General features: G+C 70.3%; 17 protein-coding genes. 10 read left to right on the top strand and 7 right to left on the bottom strand.

Annotated elements, in window-relative coordinates:
* Positions 1-62 precede the first annotated feature (62 nt).
* The 3 genes from sepF to PH203_RS02950 are packed head-to-tail and all read left to right on the top strand — an operon-like array spanning position 63 to position 2,285.
* Positions 63-704 (top strand): cell division protein SepF, encoded by a 642-nt coding sequence (gene sepF / locus PH203_RS02940; RefSeq protein WP_289915696.1) that lies wholly within the window; start codon positions 63-65, stop codon positions 702-704.
* 50 nt (positions 705-754) lie between these two features.
* The gene (locus PH203_RS02945) at positions 755-1,045 is read left to right on the top strand and encodes a YggT family protein (RefSeq protein ID WP_037937545.1); all 291 of its coding nucleotides are present in this window, start codon (positions 755-757) and stop codon (positions 1,043-1,045) included.
* 52 nt (positions 1,046-1,097) lie between these two features.
* On the top strand, positions 1,098-2,285 hold the full coding sequence (locus tag PH203_RS02950; RefSeq protein WP_289915705.1) for a DivIVA domain-containing protein: 1,188 nt from the start codon (positions 1,098-1,100) through the stop codon (positions 2,283-2,285).
* Positions 2,286-2,756: 471 nt separating this feature from the next.
* Here the strand turns inward: PH203_RS02950 and ileS are convergent, their stop codons facing one another.
* A complete protein-coding gene (gene ileS / locus PH203_RS02955) occupies positions 2,757-5,918 on the bottom strand; it encodes an isoleucine--tRNA ligase (RefSeq protein ID WP_289915707.1) in 3,162 nt (1,053 codons plus the stop codon).
* 615 nt (positions 5,919-6,533) lie between these two features.
* Between ileS and PH203_RS02960 the strand changes: the two genes are divergently transcribed.
* The 6 genes from PH203_RS02960 to PH203_RS02985 all read left to right on the top strand — a co-directional run bounded on the left by PH203_RS02960 (position 6,534) and on the right by PH203_RS02985 (position 12,150).
* Positions 6,534-7,544 (top strand): TraR/DksA family transcriptional regulator, encoded by a 1,011-nt coding sequence (locus PH203_RS02960; protein WP_289915708.1) that lies wholly within the window; start codon positions 6,534-6,536, stop codon positions 7,542-7,544.
* Between the two features lie 61 nt (positions 7,545-7,605).
* Positions 7,606-8,205, top strand: a complete 600-nt coding sequence (gene lspA, locus PH203_RS02965) for a signal peptidase II (RefSeq protein ID WP_289915710.1) — start codon at positions 7,606-7,608, stop codon at positions 8,203-8,205.
* Positions 8,206-8,251: 46 nt separating this feature from the next.
* Complete coding sequence (locus PH203_RS02970) at positions 8,252-9,196, top strand: RluA family pseudouridine synthase (protein ID WP_289915712.1); 945 nt, start codon at positions 8,252-8,254, stop codon at positions 9,194-9,196.
* Complete coding sequence (locus tag PH203_RS02975; RefSeq protein ID WP_289915714.1) at positions 9,193-9,663, top strand: GNAT family N-acetyltransferase; 471 nt, start codon at positions 9,193-9,195, stop codon at positions 9,661-9,663. The genes PH203_RS02970 and PH203_RS02975 overlap by 4 nt, the downstream gene beginning before the upstream one ends.
* Before the next feature lie 91 nt (positions 9,664-9,754).
* On the top strand, positions 9,755-11,341 hold the full coding sequence (locus PH203_RS02980) for a Na+/H+ antiporter (protein WP_289915716.1): 1,587 nt from the start codon (positions 9,755-9,757) through the stop codon (positions 11,339-11,341).
* Between the two features lie 68 nt (positions 11,342-11,409).
* Positions 11,410-12,150: an SDR family oxidoreductase gene (locus PH203_RS02985; RefSeq protein WP_289915717.1), complete on the top strand. Its 741-nt coding sequence runs from the start codon at positions 11,410-11,412 to the stop codon at positions 12,148-12,150.
* Positions 12,151-12,294: 144 nt separating this feature from the next.
* On the opposite strand, the gene PH203_RS02990 is transcribed toward PH203_RS02985, so the two are convergent.
* Complete coding sequence (locus PH203_RS02990; RefSeq protein WP_289915719.1) at positions 12,295-13,407, bottom strand: mechanosensitive ion channel domain-containing protein; 1,113 nt, start codon at positions 13,405-13,407, stop codon at positions 12,295-12,297.
* Between the two features lie 29 nt (positions 13,408-13,436).
* On the opposite strand from PH203_RS02990, the gene PH203_RS02995 reads away from it, so the two are divergent.
* Entirely contained in the window at positions 13,437-14,006 is a 570-nt protein-coding gene (locus PH203_RS02995) for a dienelactone hydrolase family protein (RefSeq protein ID WP_289915720.1), read from the top strand.
* A gap of 39 nt (positions 14,007-14,045) precedes the next feature.
* Here the strand turns inward: PH203_RS02995 and PH203_RS03000 are convergent, their stop codons facing one another.
* From PH203_RS03000 to PH203_RS03020, 5 genes are all read right to left on the bottom strand, one after another.
* Positions 14,046-15,029, bottom strand: coding sequence for a zinc metalloprotease (locus PH203_RS03000; protein WP_289915721.1), 984 nt, complete (start codon positions 15,027-15,029; stop codon positions 14,046-14,048).
* A gap of 164 nt (positions 15,030-15,193) precedes the next feature.
* Positions 15,194-16,855, bottom strand: coding sequence for an alkaline phosphatase D family protein (locus PH203_RS03005; protein ID WP_289915722.1), 1,662 nt, complete (start codon positions 16,853-16,855; stop codon positions 15,194-15,196).
* A 127-nt stretch (positions 16,856-16,982) separates the two neighbouring features.
* The gene (locus PH203_RS03010) at positions 16,983-17,795 is read right to left on the bottom strand and encodes a thioredoxin domain-containing protein (RefSeq protein ID WP_289915724.1); all 813 of its coding nucleotides are present in this window, start codon (positions 17,793-17,795) and stop codon (positions 16,983-16,985) included.
* A gap of 109 nt (positions 17,796-17,904) precedes the next feature.
* Positions 17,905-18,597, bottom strand: coding sequence for a hypothetical protein (locus PH203_RS03015; protein ID WP_289915727.1), 693 nt, complete (start codon positions 18,595-18,597; stop codon positions 17,905-17,907).
* A 122-nt stretch (positions 18,598-18,719) separates the two neighbouring features.
* The gene (locus PH203_RS03020; RefSeq protein WP_289915728.1) at positions 18,720-20,060 is read right to left on the bottom strand and encodes a DUF2252 domain-containing protein; all 1,341 of its coding nucleotides are present in this window, start codon (positions 20,058-20,060) and stop codon (positions 18,720-18,722) included.
* Positions 20,061-20,132 lie beyond the last annotated feature (72 nt).

Raw genomic sequence — 20,132 nt, forward strand, 5'->3', positions numbered from 1 at the left:
ACGTGGATCGCAGGCACTTGGCAGTCGTCAGCCGATCCACCACAGAGCGGAGGACTCAGAGCATGGCCGGCGCGATGCGCAAGATGGCGGTCTACCTCGGCCTCGTGGAGGACGATGGGTACGACGGCCGCGGATTCGACCCCGACGACGACTTCGAGCCCGAACTGGACCCGGAGCCCGAGCGTGACCACCGGCGGCACGAGCCGGTGCATCAGGCGCACAGCGCACATCAGTCCCAAAGGGACGAAGAGGTGCGAATCGTGCAGCCGGCTGCGCCGCGTGAACCGCTCGCCCGTTCCGCTTCGCTGGCCGCTGAATCCGGACGCCCCGCGCGGATCGCGCCCGTGGCGTCCATCACACAAGAACGCCAGAGCCTGGAGAAGAACGCACCGGTGATCATGCCCAAGGTCGTGTCGGAACGAGAGCCTTACCGGATCACCACACTTCACCCGCGGACCTATAACGAGGCCCGTACCATCGGGGAACACTTCCGTGAGGGCACCCCGGTGATCATGAATCTGACTGAGATGGATGACACAGACGCCAAGCGACTTGTCGACTTTGCGGCCGGTTTGGTGTTTGGTCTTCACGGCAGCATCGAGCGGGTGACGCAGAAGGTGTTCCTGTTGTCGCCTGCTAACGTCGATGTCACGGCGGAGGACAAGGCCCGTATCGCAGAGGGCGGGTTCTTCAATCAGAGCTGAGACAGACGACCGGTAAGCAGTAACGAACAGGGGAGAGGGAAACACAGGCCATGGGCGTGTTCGCGCAGGTGATCTACATCGCGCTGATGGTGTTCCTCATCGTGCTCATCTTCCGGTTGGTCATGGACTACGTCTTCCAGTTCGCCCGCTCGTGGCAACCTGGCAAGGCGATGGTGGTCGTTCTGGAGGCCACCTACACTGTCACCGATCCACCGCTGAAGCTTCTGCGGCGGTTCATCCCGCCGCTGCGCCTCGGGGGCGTGGCGCTCGACCTGTCCTTCTTCGTGCTGATGATCATCGTCTACATCTTGATCTCCATCGTGGGCAATCTCGCGAGGTGACAGTGGACGATACGGTCTTGCCGACTGCCGATGACTACGTTGAGGTGAAGAGATGCCGTTGACCCCCGAGGACGTGCGGAACAAGCAGTTCACGACCGTCCGCCTCCGAGAAGGCTATGACGAGGACGAGGTCGATGCCTTCCTCGATGAGGTCGAAGCCGAACTGACGCGCCTGCTGCGCGAGAACGAGGACCTGCGCGCCAAGCTGGCCGCGGCGACGCGTGCCGCCGCGCAGAACCAGCAGAACATGCGCAAGCCCCCGGAGGGCCCCGGCGGCCCCCAGGACCAGCAGCAGGGTATGCCGCAGGGCGGGATGCAGCAGGGTGGAATGCCGCAGCAGGGCATGCGTGGGCCGGGCGGCCCCGTGCCGGCCGGCATATCGGGCCCGCCGCAGCAGCAGATGGGCGGCCCCATGGGCGGCCCGCCCCAGCTGCCGAGCGGCGCCCCGCAGCTGCCTGCCGGTCCCAGCGGCCAGGGCGGCCCGCAGGGTCCCGGCCCGATGGGGCAGGGTCCCGGTCCGATGGGCCAGGGTCCGATGGGTGGCCAGCCCCCCATGCAGCAGCAGATGGGCGGCCCCATGGGCGGTCCTATGGGTGGCCCCATGGGCGGTCCGATGGGCGGCCCCGGTCAGGGCCCCGGTGGCGACAGCGCCGCCCGTGTCCTCTCGCTGGCCCAGCAGACCGCCGACCAGGCGATCGCCGAGGCCCGTTCCGAGGCCAACAAGATCGTCGGTGAGGCGCGTTCGCGTGCCGAGGGTCTCGAGCGTGACGCCCGTGCCAAGGCCGACGCCCTGGAGCGGGACGCGCAGGAGAAGCACCGCGTCGCGATGGGCTCCCTGGAGTCCGCCCGCGCCACGCTGGAGCGCAAGGTCGAGGACCTGCGCGGCTTCGAGCGCGAGTACCGCACCCGCCTGAAGTCGTACCTGGAGTCGCAGCTGCGTCAGCTGGAGACCCAGGCCGACGACTCGCTGGCCCCGCCGCGCACCCCGGCGACCGCGTCGCTTCCGCCGTCCCCGGCGCCCTCCATGGCCCCGGCCGGCGCGAGCGCCCCGTCGTACGGCGGCAACCCGGGCGGCATGGGCGGTGCCCCGGCTCCGGCTGCCCCGTCCTACGGCGGCCAGCAGCAGATGTCCCCGGCGATGACCCAGCCGATGGCTCCGGTCCGCCCGCAGGGTCCTGGCCCGATGGGCCAGGCGCCCTCCCCGATGCGTGGCTTCCTCATCGACGAGGACGACAACTGACGGGTTGTAGCACGCCATAGGCGTCGGCAGCGTTCAAAAGGGGCGAGCCCTGGACTTTGGTCCGGGGCTCGCCCCTTTTACGCGTGTTGATCAGTGGGCCGAGGTGGGCGGATGGGGAGCGGGTGACTTTTCGGTGCCCGGTGCCCGGTGCCCGGTGCCCGGTGCCCGGTGTTGGTGCTGGGCGGGGGTGGGTGTCGCTCGCCCGCGCCGGCGGGGTGCCGCTGCGCCCACCCGTGCCGCCCCAGCGGCACGACTGCCCGCAGCTACGTGGGGTGGGGGTGTCGGGGCTGTGGTGCGATGGTCGGCGGCTGTGTGGGGTGGGGCCGCTCCAGTGGCGCGACCGCCCGCGGCTACGTGGGGTGGGGGTGTCGGGGCTGCGGTGCGATGGTCGGCGGCTATGCGGATGTTCGGCTCTTTGTGACGAAGGCCCGGTCTCCCCGCGTGGGGAGACCGGGCCTTCGTAGGACGCGTTTACGCCTTGCGCAGGCGGAACGTCAGGGACAGGCCCTCGTCCGTGAACGGGTCGCCGTATGTGGCGTCCGTCTCACCCTGGCCGCTGTCCTCATTCAAGAAGGCCGTCGCCAGGACCTCGTCGGAGATCAGGCCCGAGTGCTCGGTCAGGGCCGCGACCACCGCCGGGTCGGTGGACGTCCAGCGCAGGGAGATGCGGTCGGCCACATCGAGGCCGCTGTTCTTGCGGGCCTCCTGGATCAGGCGGATCGCGTCACGCGCGAGGCCCGCCTGACGGAGCTCCTCGGTGATCTCCAGGTCCAGGGCGACCGTGGCACCGGAGTCCGAGGCGACCGACCAGCCCTCGCGCGGGGTCTCCGTGATGATGACCTCGTCCGGGGCCAGGGTGATCGTCTCGCCGTCGACCTCGACCGACGCCGTGCCCTCGCGGAGGGCCAGCGACAGTGCCGCCGCGTCGGCGTTCGCGACCGCCTTCGCGACGTCCTGGACGCGCTTGCCGAACCGCTTGCCCAGAGCGCGGAAGTTGGCCTTGGCGGTGGTGTCGACCAGGCTGCCGCCCACCTCGGAGAGGGACGCCAGCGACTCGACGTTCAGCTCCTCCGTGATCTGCGAGTGCAGTTCGGGGGTCAGGGTCTCGAAGCCCGTCACCGCGACCAGCGCCCGCTTGAGCGGCTGGCGGGTCTTCACGCCCGACTCCGCGCGCGTGGCGCGGCCCAGCTCGACCAGCCGGCGGACCAGGACCATCTGCCGCGACAGCTCCGGGTCGATGGCGGAGAGGTCCGCCTCCGGCCAGGAAGACAGGTGGACAGACTCGGGCGCGCCCGGCGTCACCGGGACGATCAGGTCCTGCCAGACCCGCTCGGTGATGAACGGGGTCAGCGGGGCCATCAGCTTGGTGACCGTCTCGACGACCTCGTGCAGCGTGCGCAGTGCGGCCTTGTCGCCCTGCCAGAAGCGGCGACGCGAGCGGCGGACGTACCAGTTGGACAGGTCGTCGACGAAGGCCGACAGGAGCTTGCCGGCGCGCTGGGTGTCGTACGCCTCCAGAGCCTGCGTCACCTGGTCGGTGAGCGCGTGGAGTTCGGAGAGCAGCCAGCGGTCCAGGACCGGGCGGTCGGCGGGGGCCGGGTCGGCCGCGGAGGGCGCCCAGTTCGACGTACGGGCGTACAGGGCCTGGAAGGCGACCGTGTTCCAGTAGGTCAGGAGCGTCTTGCGGACGACCTCCTGGATGGTGCCGTGGCCCACGCGGCGGGCCGCCCACGGGGAGCCGCCGGCCGCCATGAACCAGCGGACCGCGTCGGCGCCGTGCTGGTCCATCAGCGGGATCGGCTGCAGGATGTTGCCCAGGTGCTTGGACATCTTGCGGCCGTCCTCGGCGAGGATGTGGCCGAGGCAGACGACGTTCTCGTACGACGACTTGTCGAAGACCAGGGTGCCGACCGCCATCAGCGTGTAGAACCAGCCTCGCGTCTGGTCGATGGCCTCGCTGATGAACTGGGCCGGGTAGCGGGACTCGAAGAGTTCCTTGTTCTTGTACGGGTAGCCCCACTGCGCGAACGGCATCGAACCCGAGTCGTACCAGGCGTCGATGACCTCCGGCACGCGCGTGGCCGTCTTGCCGCAGGCGTCCTTGGGGCAGGCGAAGGTGACGTCGTCGATGAACGGGCGGTGCGGGTCCAGCTCCGACTGGTCCGTGCCCGTCAGCTCGGTGAGTTCCGCGCGGGAGCCGACGACCGTGAGGTGGTCGTCCTCGCAGCGCCAGATCGGCAGCGGGGTGCCCCAGTAGCGGTTGCGGGACAGCGCCCAGTCGATGTTGTTGTTCAGCCAGTCGCCGTACCGGCCGTGCTTGACCGTGTCCGGGAACCAGTTGGTGTTCTCGTTCTCCTGGAGGAGACGGTCCTTGACCGCGGTGGTGCGGATGTACCAGGAGGGCTGCGCGTAGTAGAGGAGCGCGGTGTGACAGCGCCAGCAGTGCGGGTAGCTGTGCTCGTACGGGATGTGCCGGAAGAGGAGGCCGCGCTGCTGAAGGTCCTCGGTGAGCTTTTCGTCCGCCTTCTTGAAGAAGACGCCGCCGACCAGGGGGACGTCCTCCTCGAAGGTGCCGTCGGGGCGGACGGGGTTCACCACGGGCAGGCCGTAGGCGCGGCAGACCTTGAGGTCGTCCTCACCGAAGGCGGGGGACTGGTGGACCAGACCCGTACCGTCCTCGGTCGTGACGTACTCGGCGTTCACCACGTAGTGGGCGGGCTCCGGGAACTCCACGAGCTCGAACGGACGTTGATACGTCCAGCGCTCCATCTCGGCGCCCGTGAAGGACTGGCCGGTGGTCTCCCAGCCCTCGCCGAGCGCCTTCTCGACGAGCGGCGCGGCCACGACGAGCTTCTCCGTACCTTCCGGGCCCTTCGTCGCGACGACATAGGTCACGTCGGGGTGAGCGGCGACCGCGGTGTTGGAGACCAGCGTCCAGGGCGTGGTCGTCCAGACCAGGAGCGCGGCCTCGCCGGCGAGCGGACCGGAGGTGAGCGGGAAACGGACGTACACGGACGGGTCGACGACCGTCTCGTAGCCCTGCGCCAGCTCGTGGTCCGACAGGCCGGTGCCGCAGCGGGGGCACCAGGGGGCGACGCGGTGGTCCTGGACCAGCAGGCCCTTGTTGAAGATCTCCTTGAGCGACCACCAGACCGACTCGATGTACTCGGGGTCCATCGTGACGTAGGCGTCGTCGAGGTCGACCCAGTAGCCCATGCGGGTCGTCAGGTCGGAGAAGGCGTCGGTGTGGCGCAGCACGGACTCGCGGCACTTGGCGTTGAACTCGGCGATGCCGTACGCCTCGATGTCCTTCTTGCCGCTGAAGCCGAGCTCCTTCTCCACCGCGAGCTCGACCGGGAGGCCGTGGCAGTCCCAGCCGGCCTTGCGGGCGACGTGGTAGCCGCGCATGGTGCGGAAGCGGGGGAAGACGTCCTTGAAGACGCGCGCCTCGATGTGGTGGGCGCCCGGCATGCCGTTGGCGGTGGGCGGGCCCTCGTAGAACACCCACTCGGGCTGCCCCTCGGACTGCTCCAAGGACTTGGCGAAGATCTTCTGCTCGCGCCAGAAATCGAGCACCGCGTGCTCGAGCGCGGGCAGATCGACCTGGGCGGGCACCTGGCGGTACTGCGTCATCAGTCTTCCTCCGGCGGACTTGCTGCCTTCCGTCCGGAGGGACGAGAGCCGAATCTTGTACGCCGGTTTCGGCGCGCTCCCGCGGTACCACCCTCCTTGGCTCTCCGGTGCGCCTTCCACACCGATGAGCCCCCTCATTGGGGTCGCGATGCCGGGTCTACTGTCCTGTCGGGCCCGTGGGCGGAGCCCACTGACCCAAGGATTTCTTCCGGCGGCTCCGGGGTGATCTTCACGTCGCGCTCGCCCCCGGGCTTCCACCGTCCCCGGGTCGCTCTGGGCTGCGTACGTCGCTACTCGTCCCCATCCACGCTTCTCGCTCCGCCCAGTGTACGGCGCCGCACGGACAGCGGCCGACCGGTTTTCGGGGGTCCCGGAGGCCGGGCGCCGCCGGGGCCGGGGTGACTCGAATGGAGCGGTACGCGTGTTCGGATTCTGGGACGCGCGGTCCGGCGGATTACCCGGCGGGGAGCTGGGCACAACGCATGCAGGCTCGGCGCGCTGAGTGCGCGAGCCGGGCGAATCGGGCGGTGCGCCCCGTTGCCGCGGGACTCAAGTCGATTTATCGTCCCAGCACGATTCGCGTGCAAGATCACAATATGTGAAGGGGCCGCGGCCATGGTGGCGAAGAAGACCGCCGTACAGCAGTCGGCGTCAGGCAGTGCGGCCAAGGATGTGGGCGGGAAGAAGAGCGCGCAGGGAGGTACCGGCAAGGCCGCCAAGGCCGTGAAGACGGTGGGCGCCGCCGCGAAGAGGGCCGCTGCCAAGAGTCCCGCGAAGAAGACCGCGGTCAAGAAGGCCACGGCCTCCAAGGCGGCTCCCGCGCGGAAGGCCGTCGCGGAGGAGGGGCCCGAGAGACCGGTGGCGGCCGGGAAGGCCGCCTCGAAGCGGACGGTGGCGAAGAAGGCGGCAGCCGAGAAGACGGCGGCCAAGAAGGCGCCGGCGGGCAAGAAGGCCGCGGCGTCCAAGGCGGCGGCCGAAGAGCCGGCAGTGGCGGTGAAGAAGACGGCCGCCAAGAAGACCGCTGCCGGGAAGAGCATCTCCAAGAGCACTTCCACGAAGAGTGCGGCCGGCAAGAGCACGTCCGGCAAGAGCACGGCCAAGACGGCGGGCGCGGCCCAGGCCGCGAAGCAGACGGGAGCCACGACGGTGGTTGCGAAGAAGACTCCTGGCACGGCCACGGCGGCGAAGACGGCCGTCCCCAAGGCACGCCTCGCCGCGGCGGTGGCACCGGGCGAGCTCGCGGTCCGCCCCGGCGAGGACCCCTGGACGCCCGAGGAGGTCGCGGAGGCGCGCGCCGAGCTCCAGTCCGAGGCGCTGCGGCTGCGCACCGAGATCGCGTCGTCCGAGGAGTCCCTGCAGGGTCTGATGCGGGACTCCGGGGACGGCGCCGGCGACGACCAGGCCGACACCGGCACCAAGAACATCACGCGCGAGCACGAGATGGCTCTCGCGGCCAACGCGCGCGAGATGCTGCTCCAGACCGAGCGCGCCCTGGAGCGGCTCGACGCGGGCACGTACGGCCTGTGCGAGAACTGCGGCAACCCCATCGGCAAGGCGCGTATGCAGGCCTTCCCGCGGGCCACGCTCTGTGTGGAGTGCAAGCAGAAGCAGGAACGCCGGTACTGAAGGCCCACGCACGCGTGCCGTACCCTCGTCCTCAGTCAGGTACCTAGGTCGAGGGACTCACGTGGCAGAGGCGGAGCGCATCATCGGTACGCCGGACTCCCCGGAGGGGGCGGAGGCCGAGCCGGAGCAGTCGGCCGGCGCGGAGGGGCAGCAGAGCGCCGAGGCGCGGCCCAGGGGGAAGCGGCGGATCGCCGTGCTGTTCGCGGTCGCCGCGTTCGCGTACGTCCTCGACCTGGTCAGCAAGATGATCGTGGTCGCCAAGCTGGAGCACCACGCGCCGATCGAGATCATCGGGGACTGGCTGAAGTTCGAGGCGATCCGCAACGCGGGCGCGGCCTTCGGCTTCGGCGAGGCCTTCACCGTGATCTTCACGGTGATCGCGGCGGCGGTGATCGTGGTGATCGCCCGGCTCGCCCGCAAGCTGTACAGCCTGCCCTGGGCGATCGCGCTCGGCCTGCTGCTGGGCGGTGCGCTCGGCAACCTGACCGACCGGATCTTCCGCTCGCCCGGCGTCTTCGAGGGCGCGGTCGTGGACTTCATCGCGCCGAAGCACTTCGCGGTGTTCAACCTGGCCGACTCGGCGATCGTGTGCGGCGGCATCCTGATCGTGCTGCTGTCCTTCAAGGGGCTGGACCCAGACGGGACCGTCCACAAGGACTGAGGGGCTCGTTTACGGGGGTGTCGGTGCTGTCCGGCATACTCGACGGGTGAGCACAGTTCCCGAGATCCGTACCCTGCCCGTGCCCGACGGCCTGGAGGGCGAGCGCGTCGACGCCGCCATCTCCCGCATGTTCGGCTTCTCCCGCACCAAGGCCGCCGAGCTGGCGGCGGCGGGCAAGGTCCAGGTCGACGGGAGCGTGGTCGGCAAGTCCGAGCGGGTGCACGGCGGGGCCTGGCTGGAGGTCGAGATGCCGGGCGCGCCCGCCCCCGTGCAGATCGTCGCCGAGCCGGTCGAGGGCATGGAGATCATCCATGACGACGATGACGTGGTGGTCATCGTCAAGCCCGTCGGGGTCGCCGCCCATCCGTCGCCCGGCTGGACCGGCCCGACCGTCATCGGCGGCCTCGCCGCCGCCGGGTACCGCATCTCGACCTCCGGTGCCGCCGAGCGCCAGGGCATCGTGCACCGGCTCGACGTCGGCACGTCCGGGCTGATGGTGGTCGCCAAGTCCGAGTACGCGTACACCTCGCTCAAGCGCCAGTTCAAGGAGCGCACGGTCGACAAGCGCTACCACACGCTCGTGCAGGGCCACCCGGACCCGACGAGCGGCACCATCGACGCGCCCATCGGCCGGCACCCCCACCACGACTACAAGTGGGCGGTCACCGCCGAGGGCAAGCCGTCGGTCACCCACTACGACCTCATCGAGGCGTTCCGCGCGGCCTCCCTGCTCGACGTGAAGCTGGAGACCGGCCGCACCCACCAGATCCGCGTCCACATGGCCGCCCACCGCCACCCGTGCGTCGGCGACCTGACCTACGGCGCCGACCCGACCCTCGCCAAGCGGCTGCACCTGACCCGCCAGTGGCTGCACGCCGTCCGCCTCGGCTTCGAGCACCCCGGGGACGGGGAGTGGGTCGAGTTCGCCAGCGACTACCCGGCCGACCTGCAGAAGGCGCTGGACCAGGTCCGCGAGGAGACGTACGGGTGAGCGTGCCGTCGTACGCGGTCCGGGTCGTCGAGGACCCCGCGGACCGCGAGATGTGCTTCGTGGTGCGCAAGGAGGTCTTCGTCGCCGAGCAGGGCGTGCCCGAGGACCTGGAGTACGACGCGTACGACGCCGTGGCGGTGCATGTGCTGGCCGTGCGGGAGGACGGGGTGCCGCTGGGCACCGGGCGGCTGCTGTACGGCCCCCGGGCCGCGGAGAAGGTCGGCGGTGATCTGTCGCTGGGGTCGCTCGGGCGGCTCGCCGTCACCCAGGAGGCGCGGGGACTGGGCGTCGGGGTGGCGCTCGTGCGGGCCATCGAGGAGGCGGCACGCGCGCGTGGGCTGACGGCGGTGGATCTGCACGCGCAGACGCATGCGCTGGGGTTCTACGAGCGGTTGGGGTACGTGGCGTACGGGCCGGAGTACCTGGAGGCGGGCATTCCGCATCAGGGGATGCGGCGCGCTCTGTAGGACCAAATCGGGCGTGGCGGTATCAAAGGGCCGTCCGTGGCAGGCTGGTGGTCTGTAGGTTCTTGATCGCCCAGACCTCCGGAGCCTGACCGTGGATCAGCTGGCCCTGTTGTTCGTGCTGTTGCTCGGGGCCGTGGTGAGTGTCCCGGTGGGGGACCGGTTCGGACTGCCTGCGCCGGTGCTCATGACCCTGCTCGGGATCGTGCTCGCCCTGCTCGACTTCGTGCCGAACGTCGAGATCCCGCCCGAGCTGATCCTGCCGCTGCTGTTGCCGCCGCTGCTCTACGCCGCCGTGCGGCGGACCTCCTGGCGGCAGTTCGCGGCCAACGTCAGACCGATCTTCCTGCTCGCCGTGGCGCTGGTGTTCGTCACCACGTTCTGTGTGGCCGTCGTCGCCCACGCGATCGTGCCCGGGCTGCCGATCGCCGCCGCCGTCGCGCTGGGCGCGCTGGTCGCGCCGCCCGACCCGGTCGCCGCGACCGCCGTCGCCGGACAGCTCGGGCTGCCGCGGCGGCTGGTGTCGATCCTGGAGGGCGAGGGGCTCTTCAACGACGTGACGGCGATCGTGCTGTACCACGTGGCGATCACCGCGGCCGTCAGCGGCTCGTTCACGGTCGGGGAGGCCGCCGTCGAGCTGGTGCTGTCCGCCGTCGTGGCCGTGGCGATGGGACTCGCCCTCGGCTGGGGCGCCAACCGGCTCATGGACCTGCTCGACGACGCGACCCTGCAGATCGGCCTGACCCTCCTCGTGCCGTACGCCTCCTATGTGCTGGCCGAGGAGCTGCACGGCTCCGGAGTGCTCGCCGTGCTCACCACCGCCCTGTTCCTCGCCGAGTACGCCACCGACGCCGACGACGTGCTCACCCGGCTCGCCGGGCACACCTTCTGGGACATCGTCGACACGCTGGTCACCGGTGTGGCCTTCGGGCTGATCGGGCTCGAACTGCACAACGCCGTCAGGACCGCGTCCGGCCGGTGGGGCGAGATGCTCGGCTGGGCCGCCGCGATCGTGGGGGTCGTCGTCCTCGTACGGCTGGCGTGGCTGCTGCCCGCGACCTGGGTCGCCAAACGGCTGCACGCCAAGCAGGACTACGACGAGGAGATCCCCATGAGCTGGCGGGAGACCGTCGTCATGTGGTGGTCCGGGATGCGTGGGGTGGCGTCCGTGGCGCTGGCACTGGCGATTCCGCTGAAGACCGACGAGGGGTCGGCCTTTCCCGACCGGGACGAGATCGTCTTCATCGCGTTCGGGGTCATCATGGCGACCCTGGTGCTGCAGGGGCTGACCCTGCCGTGGCTCGTGAGGAAGCTCGGGGTGAAGGCCGACACCGAGCGGGAGAAGGAGTTCGAGAAGGCGCTGGCGATCCGGGCGGCCAAGGCGGCCAAACGCAGGCTACGGGAGATCGAGGAGGTCGAGGAGCTGCCGGAGGAGCTGTCCGAGCAGATGCTGCGGCGGGCCTTCGAGATCGGGATCCGGATCAGCCCGGACATGGGGGACGAGGAGCGGCGGGAGGCGCATCAGCAGCGGGTCACACGGCTGAAGCGGGTCCGGCGGATCCAGGGCGAGATGCTGAGCGCCGCGCGCCACGAGGTGCTGGCGGCGCGGAGCGAGGCGGGGGCCGATCCCGAGATCGTGGACCGGGTGCTGAGACACCTCGACGTGCGCAGTCTGCGGTGATCCGGCCGTCGCATGGCGATCACGTAAAGGGAAATGACTTTGCGGGCGGCCCTTTTTAGGGTGGTGGCATGGCTCGCAATGTGGTGATCAGTGGTGGCGGTACGGGAATTGGGCTGGCGGCGGCCCGTGTCTTCGCCGCGGACGGGGACCGGGTGCTGCTGCTCGGGCGGCGCAAGGACGTGCTGGAGCAGGCCGGGGTGGCGGGGGCGTTGAGCTACGCGGCCGATCTCAGTGACACGGCGAGTGTGCGCGGGGTCGCCGAGTTCGTCGGGCGGGAGCTGGGGACCGTGGATGTGCTGATCCACAGTGCCGGGGGCGCCGGGCACCTTGAACCGCCGGCCGAGGGCGACGATCCGCTCGACGCCGTCGCCCACAACTGGACCGTCAACTTCCGGATCAATCTGCTGACCGCCGCGCTGCTCACCGAGGCGCTGAAGGACCGGCTCGCCTCGCCCGGCGGACGGGTGCTGTTCGTCAGTTCCATCGCCGCCTACCGGGGGTCCGGGAGCGGGGCCTACGGGGCGGCCAAGGCCGGGCTGCATCCGTACGCCCATGATCTGACGCGCGAGCTCGGGCCGCGCGGGATCACCGTGAACGTGGTCGCGCCCGGCTATGTGGAGGACACCGAGTTCTTCGGGGCGGCCATCGACCCCGCCCGGCGGGAGCGGCTGATCGGCGAGACCCCCAACGGGCGTGCCGGGACGCCCGGCGACGTCGCCGGCACGCTGCACTGGCTGGCCTCGCCCGGCGCCGGGCATGTGACGTCGCAGGTCGTGCAGGTCAATGGGGGTGCTGAGCGGGGGCGTTGAGGGTTCTTTTCTGCTGGGGGGCCGGGGGTCGCCCCCCGGGTGGGTGCAGCACTTCGCAGGTCGTGCAGGTCAACGGGGGCGCCGAGCGGGGGCGTTGAGGGGCGGCCGGCGAGGAGGTGTGCCGAGCCGCCCCACGAGCGGTCGTCAGCGGCCCGCCCTCGGTGGCTCGTGGGCTCGGCGGGGGCCGCCGTCCGGGGAGGTGGGGCGGTTGCCGTTGACGCCGGGGGGCAGGGTGGCGTCCGCCGTGTTGACCCGGGGCAGGGCGTACGGGTGGTGCTCGGAGAGCCAGCGGAGCATGCGTTCGCGGACCGTGACCCGGACCGTCCAGATGTCGTCCGCGTCCTTGGCGGTGACCAGGGCCCGTACCTGCATGGTGTTCGGGGTGGAGTCGGTGACGGTCAGGTCGTAGGCGCGGCCGTCCCAGGCCGGGCAGTCGCGCAGGATGTCCCGGAGCTGCTCGCGCATCGCGTCCATCGGAGCCGAGTGGTCCAGGTGCCAGTAGACGATGCCGGTCATCTGGGCGCCGCCGCGCGACCAGTTCTCGAAGGGCTTGGAGGTGAAGTACGACACCGGCATGGTGATCCGGCGTTCGTCCCAGGTGCGGACCGTCAGGAACGTGAGGGTGATCTCCTCGACCGTGCCCCACTCGCCGTCCACCACGACTGTGTCCCCTATGCGCACCATGTCGCCGAACGCGATCTGCAGCCCCGCGAACATGTTGCTCAGCGTGGACTGCGCGGCGACACCGGCGACGATGCCGAGGATGCCGGCCGAGGCCAGCAGCGAGGCGCCGGCCGCGCGCATCGCCGGGAACGTCAGCAGCATCGCGGCGATCGCCACGACGGCGACGATCGCGGTGACCACCCGTGTGATGAGGGTCACCTGGGTACGGACGCGCCGGACCCGAGCCGGATCGCGCTGGGCGCGGGTGTAGCGGGTGTACGTCGTCTCGACGACCGCCGCCGCGATCCGGATCGTCAGCCAGGCCGTCGCCCCGATGAGCACCAGCGTCAGCGTCCGGCCGATGCCGATCCGGTGGGCCTCCAGCACCCGAGCCTCGTCGTAGGACCCTCTCAGCAGGGCCGCGAAGATGACGAGCTGGTAGGGGATGCGGCCGCGGCGCAGCAGGCCCCAGAGCGGGGTCTCACTGTGCCGTTCGTCGGCCTTCCGCATCAGGAGGTCGGTCGCCCAGCCGATGAGCAGCGTGAGGACGACCGAGCCGCCGATGACGATCAACGGGCGCAGTACGTTCTCCATGTCTTCGACCGTACTGGCACGATGGGCTCATGAACATCATGCTCTTTCACTCGACGTACGGTCTGCGGCCCGCGGTGCGCGCGGCGGCGGACCGGCTGCGCGCCGCCGGACACGAGGTGTGGACGCCGGACCTGTTCGAGGGGAGCACGTTCGAGACGGTCGAGGAGGGCCTGGAGTTCAAGGAGCGGATCGGCAAGGACGAGCTGCTCAAGCGGGCCGTGCTGGCCGCGGCGCCCTACTCGGAGCGGGGCCTTGTGTACGCCGGGTTCTCCTTCGGCGCCTCCGTCGCGCAGACCCTCGCTCTCGGCGACGACAAGGCGCGCGGGCTGCTGCTTCTGCACGGCACCTCGGACATCGCCGCCAACGCCTCGGTCGACGAGCTGCCGGTCCAGCTGCATGTCGCCGAGCCGGACGCCTTCGAGACCGACGACTGGCTGAGCTCCTGGTATCTCCAGATGGGCCGGGCCGGCGCCGATGTGGAGATCTACCGGTACGCCGGGGCCGGTCACCTGTACACCGACCCCGACCTGCCGGACTGGGACGAGGAGGCCGCCGAGGCCACCTGGAGAGTGGCGCTCGGCTTCCTCGACTCGCTCTAGACGGCGCCTCGCTCTAGACGGGGCCCCGCCTTAGGCGGTTCAGCCGGCCGCCCGGTACGCCGCCCAGTTCTGCTGCATGCGCGTCACCTGGCCCGCGGTGAACTGGTACATGCAGTCGTCGTACGTGTAGTCCATGAAGTTGTGGATCGGGTCGACGCCCGGCTTGGTGGTGCAGGTGTCGCGGCCGGTCGGGCACTCGTACGCGGCGCTCTTCTCGGCGGGGGTGTCGTCGACGTAGTCGCCCTTGCCGTTACAGCCGCCCTGGAAGGTGTGGTACAGCCCCATCCAGTGGCCGACCTCGTGGGTGGCGGTGTCGCCCTCGTCGTAGTTGGTGGCCGAGCCGCCGGGCAGGGACGCGTCGAGGAGGACGACGCCGTCCATGGACGGGCTGGCCTTGTACGAGCTGGGGAAGGTGGCCCAGCCGAGGAGGCCGTCGCCGAGGTTGGCGGAGTAGATGTTGAGCGCGTTGGCGCCGCCCTTGCGCAGGGCGGACTTCATCGCCTTCTCCTCGGCGGAGCCGTAACCGACGTTGTACCAGGCCGCGTTGTCGGTGTAGTCGGTGCCGGCCAGCGTGAACTGGTAGCCGGAGTCGACGTTCCCGGTGCCCTGGCCGGCGTAGGCCGCGTTCAGGACGTTCAGCTGGGCGGTGATGTCGGAGGAGCTGAGCTGGCCGGTGGCCCCGTCGTGGATGACGTGGAAGTACACCGGGATGCTCGTCGAGGCGGCCGCGGCGAGGCTCCGGCTGCCGGAGGACGGCAGTTTGTCGAGCTTGGCGCGCAGATCGGCATCCATCGACTGGGCCTTGGCGGTGCTGATCTCGTTGGGCTCGGCGACCGTCTCGCCGCTGTGGCCGGGACGGGCCTCACGGGCGGCGGCATTGGTGTCCGTGTCGGCGCAGTCGGCGGCGGACGAGATCTGGGCCGCTGCAAGCCCGGCGGGTGCCGACAGCGGGGTGAGCATCAGGGTTCCGGCCACGGCTGCGGTGGTGAGGAGACGTCTGGATATCCGGGCAGGCGCACGCATGCAGGCTCCTGGTGGGATGCGGAAGGAAGCGGTACGCAGGGGTTTCCTGGCCGCCGCCCGGAGATTACGTGTACATGCTCAAGCCTGTAAATGCCCCCGCCGCGGCGGATGGTGTGGCCGGAACCGGACCGGGCCCGCACCACCCGCCGTCGACGGGACCCGCCTTACACCGGGTCGTACGTCCGCTCGACCTTCTGCGTGCCGCTGCGCGTGCGGTACGAACGGGCCCAGGACGAGGTCGCGTCGGCCTTCGTCCGGTCGGAGAGGACGTAGTAGTCCATCTGTGCGCGGGCGGCCGTGATGTCCAGGACGCCGTAGCCGTGGCGGTCGGTGTCGACCCAGTGGACATGCCGGTTGGCGGCCTTGATGACCGGCGAGGCGAGCGCGGAGACCACGCCCTCGGGGACCTTCAGGATGTCGTCGAGGTTGTCGGAGGTCACCGACGTGACGACGAACTCGGTGGCGGCCGAGGCGGACAGCGGATACGTACCGGCGTCCACCGGCACGTCGTTGGCCCACGCCATGTGGATGTCGCCGGTCAGGAACACGGTGTTGCGGATCGCGTTCGAGCGGAGGTGGGCGAGCAGTTCACGGCGGTCGTCCGTGTAGCCGTCCCACTGGTCGGTGTTGAGGGCGAGCCCCTCCTTCGGCAGCCCGAGCAGCTCGGCGAGCGGCTTGAGCAGGTCGGCGGAGAGCGAGCCGATGGCGAAGGGCGAGATCATCACCGAGTTGCCGACCAGCCGCCAGGCGGTGTCGGAGGACTTCAGCCCGGCCTTCAGCCAGTCGAGTTGGGCCCGCCCGGTGAGCGTGCGGTCCGGGTCGTCGACCGAGCCGTTGCCGACGGAGACCTGCTGCGAGCGGAAGGAGCGCAGGTCGAGCAGCGACAGATCGACCAGTTTGCCGAAGCGCAGCCGCCGGTAGGTCGTCCCCGCGATCGCCGGACGCACCGGCATCCACTCGAAGTAGGCCTGCTTGGCGGCCGCCTGACGCGCGGCCCAGGCGCCCTCCGCCCCCTCGGTGTGGTTCTCGGCCCCGCCCGACCAGGCGTCGTTGGCGAACTCGTGGTCGTCCCAGATTGCGACGACGGGCGCCGCCGCGTGCAGCGCCTGGAGGTCGGCATCGGTCTTGTACTTGCCGTGCCGGGTGCGGTAGTCGGCCAGCGACAGGATCTCGTGGGTCGGCGCGTGCTGCCGTACGACGGTGTCGCGCGTCCCGTACTCGCCGGTGCCGTACTCGTAGATGTAGTCGCCCAGATGCAGCCAGGCGTCCAGGTCGCCGCGCGCCGCGAGATGGCGGTACGCGGAGAAGTAGCCGGCCTCCCAGTTGGCGCAGGAGACCACGCCGAAGCGCAGGTTGGACACGGCCGCGTCCGCCGCCGGCGCGGTGCGGGTACGCGCCACCGGGGAGTCCGTGCCGCCCGCCGAGAAGCGGAACCAGTAGTCGGTGGCCGGGGCCAGGCCGCGGATGTCGGCCTTCACGGTGTGGTCGGACGCGGCGGTCGCGGTGACGGAACCCTTGGCGACGACGTTCGTCAGCGCCTTGTCCGTGGCGACGATCCAGCTCACCTCGGTGTCCGGGCCGAGCCCGGAGCCGGGTATCGCCTCGGCGGTGGGGGTCACCCGGGTCCACAGCAGGACGCCGTCCGGGAGCGGGTCGCCGGAGGCGAGGCCGTGCAGAAAGGCGGGGGCCTCGGTGGCCGCGCGGGCCGGGATCGCGGCGGCGAGCGGACCGGCCAGGACGGCAGTGGCCGCCGCGGCCTTGACGACCGTACGGCGGCGCGGCGACAGGGAGTTGAGATGCTCGGTTGCTCTGAATCTACTGGTCACGAGCGATCAGGTTACTGGCCGGTATGAACGAGAGCGGGCGAACCGGTGAAAGTTCGCCCGCTCTTCGGCCGTAGGTCGTCTCGGACCGGGGTCGGGCCAGGGGTCAGGCCCAGGTTCAGGCTCGGGCTCAGGCCTTGAGAGCCGCCTCGATCGCGGTGTTGAAGTCGGCCACCGTCATCGGCGCGTTGTCGCTGCCCGGGGCGGTCAGCGCCTTGCCGTCCATCTTCAGGGTCGGGGTGCCCTGGACGCCGCTGTCGTCGAACTTCGCGGACATCTCCAGCGCCCACTTGTCGTAGGTGCCGTTCTTCACGGCGTTCTGGAAGGTCTTGTTGCCCTTCAGGGCGTCGACCGTGTCCGCGATCTCGATGAGGTAGGAGTCGTCCTTGAACTTGTCGTCGGACTCCTCCGGGTGCCACTTCGCCGAGTACATCGCGGTCTTGTACTCAAGGAACGCCTCGGGGCTGACGTTGAGCGCCGCGCCCAGCGCGCTGAGCGCGTTCTTCGAGCCCTCGCCGGTCAGGCTCCGGTCGAGGAAGCTCGCGCCGATGAACTGGACCTTGTACTTGCCGTCCTCGACGCCCTTGTCCAGGGTCGCGCCGACCGTCTGCTCGAACTGGGCGCAGACCGGGCAGCGCGGGTCCTCGTACATCTCGAGGGTCTTCTTGGCGCTGCTCTTGCCGATGACGACCGTCGTGCCGTCGGCGCCCGTGGTGTTGGCCGGCTTGACGAGCTTGTCGTCCTTCGCCGCCTCCCAGTAGCCGGGCTTGTTGCCCTGGACGACCGCGTAGCCGATGCCGCCGGCTATCGCGAGGACGCTGACGACCGAGAAGGCCACGATGACCTGCCGCTTGACCTTGGCACGCTTGGCCTGGCGCTCGCGCTCCTCGCGCAGCCGCTCGCGGGCCGCCGTCTTCGCCGCCTGGCTGTTCCGCTTGCTCATGGGTGATCTCCGTAAGGGGACGCGCACAACTCGTGTGCGGGATATCTGGGGTGCGCACACCGGGTGCGCGGGATGCATGGGGCACTGGTGGTGCTCGGCTGGCGTTCGGTCAGACGAACGCGACCGGGCACGGCGGTCCACGCCGTCCCAGGGAGTGCGCGAGGATCCGGTCGCGCACGAGAGCGGTACGACGACGCGGGCGCCGCGGGGTGCGGGCGGCGGGGGTCCGGCGTACCGTCACCGCGGCGACGGCCAGCAGGAGCGGCCGGAACGTGGTCGCCACCGCCGCGCCGAGCAGCTGGGCCAGCGCCCGCTCGCCGCGGCGCAGCCAGGCGGCCGCGACGAGACCGACGCCGATGTGGGCGCCGAGCAGCAGCCAGGCGGCCTGGGGATCGGTGTGGGCGAGGGCGCCCGCGAGGCGGTCGGTGTCGGTACCGGTGACCCGGGCCAGCGGACTGCCGACGCTGGTGCCGTCGCCGCAGAACACGTTCCAGCCGACCGAGCGCAGGGGGCCCGCGACGGGTCCGCCGGCGGCGCCGTAACAGACGTGCTGCCCGGTGGTGAAGACGGTGTCGGCGGCCAGCTCCAGCGGGATCACCAGGGCGGCGATCCGCCCGAAGCTCCGCTCGCGGCCGGCGAGGGCGTATGCGAGGACGAACACCGCGGCCGCGATCAGGGCCACGGTGTTCAGGGGCAGCGGGACCCGGGACAGCAGCACGTGCGACGCGGTGCTGAGCGTCACGACGAGTGCCGTGAACAGCGCCGCGCGGAGCGCTCGTAGCTGGGTCCCGGATATGTCCATAGCGCAGAGAGTGTGTCACGCGGGCCTGTAAGGGACCCCTAAAAGATTCCTGTGAGCGGCCCTGTCGTTATGACCCTGTTGTCGTCGGCCCGTTGTTGCAGGCCTGTTGTCGTCGGCGGTTTCTACAGGCCCGGAATGCGGCCGTTGCGGAACAGGTCCACGAAGATCTGGTGGTCGGCACGCGCGCGTGCCCCGTAGTCGTGCGCGAAGGAGACCAGCAGGTCGGCGAAGCCGTCCTCGTCGGCCGCGATGGCCGCGTCGATGGCCCGCTCGGTCGAGAAGGGCACCAGGGACTCGCCGGACTGGTCGTCAGCGGCCGAGTGCATGGTGGCCGTCGCCCGGCCGAGGTCCGCGACGACCGCCGCGATCTCCTCCGTGTCGTCGATGTCACCCCAGTCCAGGTCCACGGCGTACGGCGAGACCTCGGCGACCAGCTGACCCGCGCCGTCCAGCTCGGTCCAGCCCAGCCACGGGTCCGCGTGCTGCTGCAGGGCCCGCTGCGAGAGCACCGTGCGGTGGCCCTCGTGCTGGAAGTAGTCGCGGATCGCCGGGTCGGTGATGTGCCGGGAGACGGCCGGGGTCTGGGCCTGCTTGATGTAGATCACGACGTCGTTCTCCAGCGCGTCGCTGTGGCCCTCCAGAAGGATGTTGTACGACGGCAGGCCGGCCGAGCCGATGCCGATGCCGCGGCGGCCGACCACGTCCTTCACCCGGTAGGAGTCCGGGCGGGCCAGCGAGGTCTCCGGGAGGGTCTCCAGATAGCCGTCGAAGGCGGCGAGCACCTTGTAGCGCGTGGCCGCGTCCAGCTCGATGGAGCCGCCGCCGGGCGCGAAGCGGCGCTCGAAGTCGCGGATCTCGGTCATCGAGTCCAGCAGGCCGAAGCGGGTCAGCGAGCGGGCGTCGCGCAGCGCGTCCAGGAGCGGGCCCTCGGCGGTGTCCAGGGTGAACGGCGGCACCTCGTCGCTCTTGGCGCCGGTGGCCAGGGCGTGGATGCGCTCGCGGTAGGCGGCCGCGTAGATCTGCACCAGCTCGCTGATCTGGTCGTCGCTGAGTGCCTTGGCGTACCCGATGAGGGCGATGGAGGCGGAGAAACGCTTGAGGTCCCAGGTGAAGGGGCCGACGTAGGCCTCGTCGAAGTCGTTGACGTTGAAGATCAGCCGGCCCGTGGCGTCCATGTACGTGCCGAAGTTCTCCGCGTGCAGGTCGCCGTGGATCCACACGCGCGAGGTGCGCTCGTCCAGGTACGGGCCGCCCCGCTTGGAGCCGAAACCAATATTTGCAGTGAGGTCGTGGTAGAAGAGGCACGCCGTACCCCGGTAGAACGCGAACGCCGAGGCCGCCATCTTGCGGAACTTCACGCGGAACGCGGCCGGGTCGGCGGCCAGGAGCTCGCCGAAGGCGGTGTCGAAGACGGCGAGGATCTCCTCGCCGCGAGGCTCGTCGCTGAGCTGCGGTACCGACATCGCTGGGTGCCTCCTGGTGCATGTGTACGTGCATGTGTACGACAGCGTTTCTGTCGTCTCAACGGGCGGGGC

Source organism: Streptomyces sp. S.PB5 (genome assembly GCF_030403745.1).
In the GTDB taxonomy this organism is placed as follows: domain Bacteria; phylum Actinomycetota; class Actinomycetes; order Streptomycetales; family Streptomycetaceae; genus Streptomyces.

Bases quoted from the DNA above. Each gene is read 5' to 3' on its own strand.
- sepF (WP_289915696.1), top strand. From the start codon at position 63: ATGGCCGGCGCGATGCGCAAGATGGCGGTCTACCTCGGCCTCGTGGAG.
- PH203_RS02945 (WP_037937545.1), top strand. From the start codon at position 755: ATGGGCGTGTTCGCGCAGGTGATCTACATCGCGCTGATGGTGTTCCTC.
- PH203_RS02950 (WP_289915705.1), top strand. From the start codon at position 1,098: ATGCCGTTGACCCCCGAGGACGTGCGGAACAAGCAGTTCACGACCGTC.
- ileS (WP_289915707.1), bottom strand. From the start codon at position 5,918: ATGACGCAGTACCGCCAGGTGCCCGCCCAGGTCGATCTGCCCGCGCTC.
- PH203_RS02960 (WP_289915708.1), top strand. From the start codon at position 6,534: ATGGTGGCGAAGAAGACCGCCGTACAGCAGTCGGCGTCAGGCAGTGCG.
- PH203_RS02985 (WP_289915717.1), top strand. From the start codon at position 11,410: ATGGCTCGCAATGTGGTGATCAGTGGTGGCGGTACGGGAATTGGGCTG.
- PH203_RS02990 (WP_289915719.1), bottom strand. From the start codon at position 13,407: ATGGAGAACGTACTGCGCCCGTTGATCGTCATCGGCGGCTCGGTCGTC.
- PH203_RS02995 (WP_289915720.1), top strand. From the start codon at position 13,437: ATGAACATCATGCTCTTTCACTCGACGTACGGTCTGCGGCCCGCGGTG.
- PH203_RS03000 (WP_289915721.1), bottom strand. From the start codon at position 15,029: ATGCGTGCGCCTGCCCGGATATCCAGACGTCTCCTCACCACCGCAGCC.
- PH203_RS03010 (WP_289915724.1), bottom strand. From the start codon at position 17,795: ATGAGCAAGCGGAACAGCCAGGCGGCGAAGACGGCGGCCCGCGAGCGG.
- PH203_RS03015 (WP_289915727.1), bottom strand. From the start codon at position 18,597: ATGGACATATCCGGGACCCAGCTACGAGCGCTCCGCGCGGCGCTGTTC.
- PH203_RS03020 (WP_289915728.1), bottom strand. From the start codon at position 20,060: ATGTCGGTACCGCAGCTCAGCGACGAGCCTCGCGGCGAGGAGATCCTC.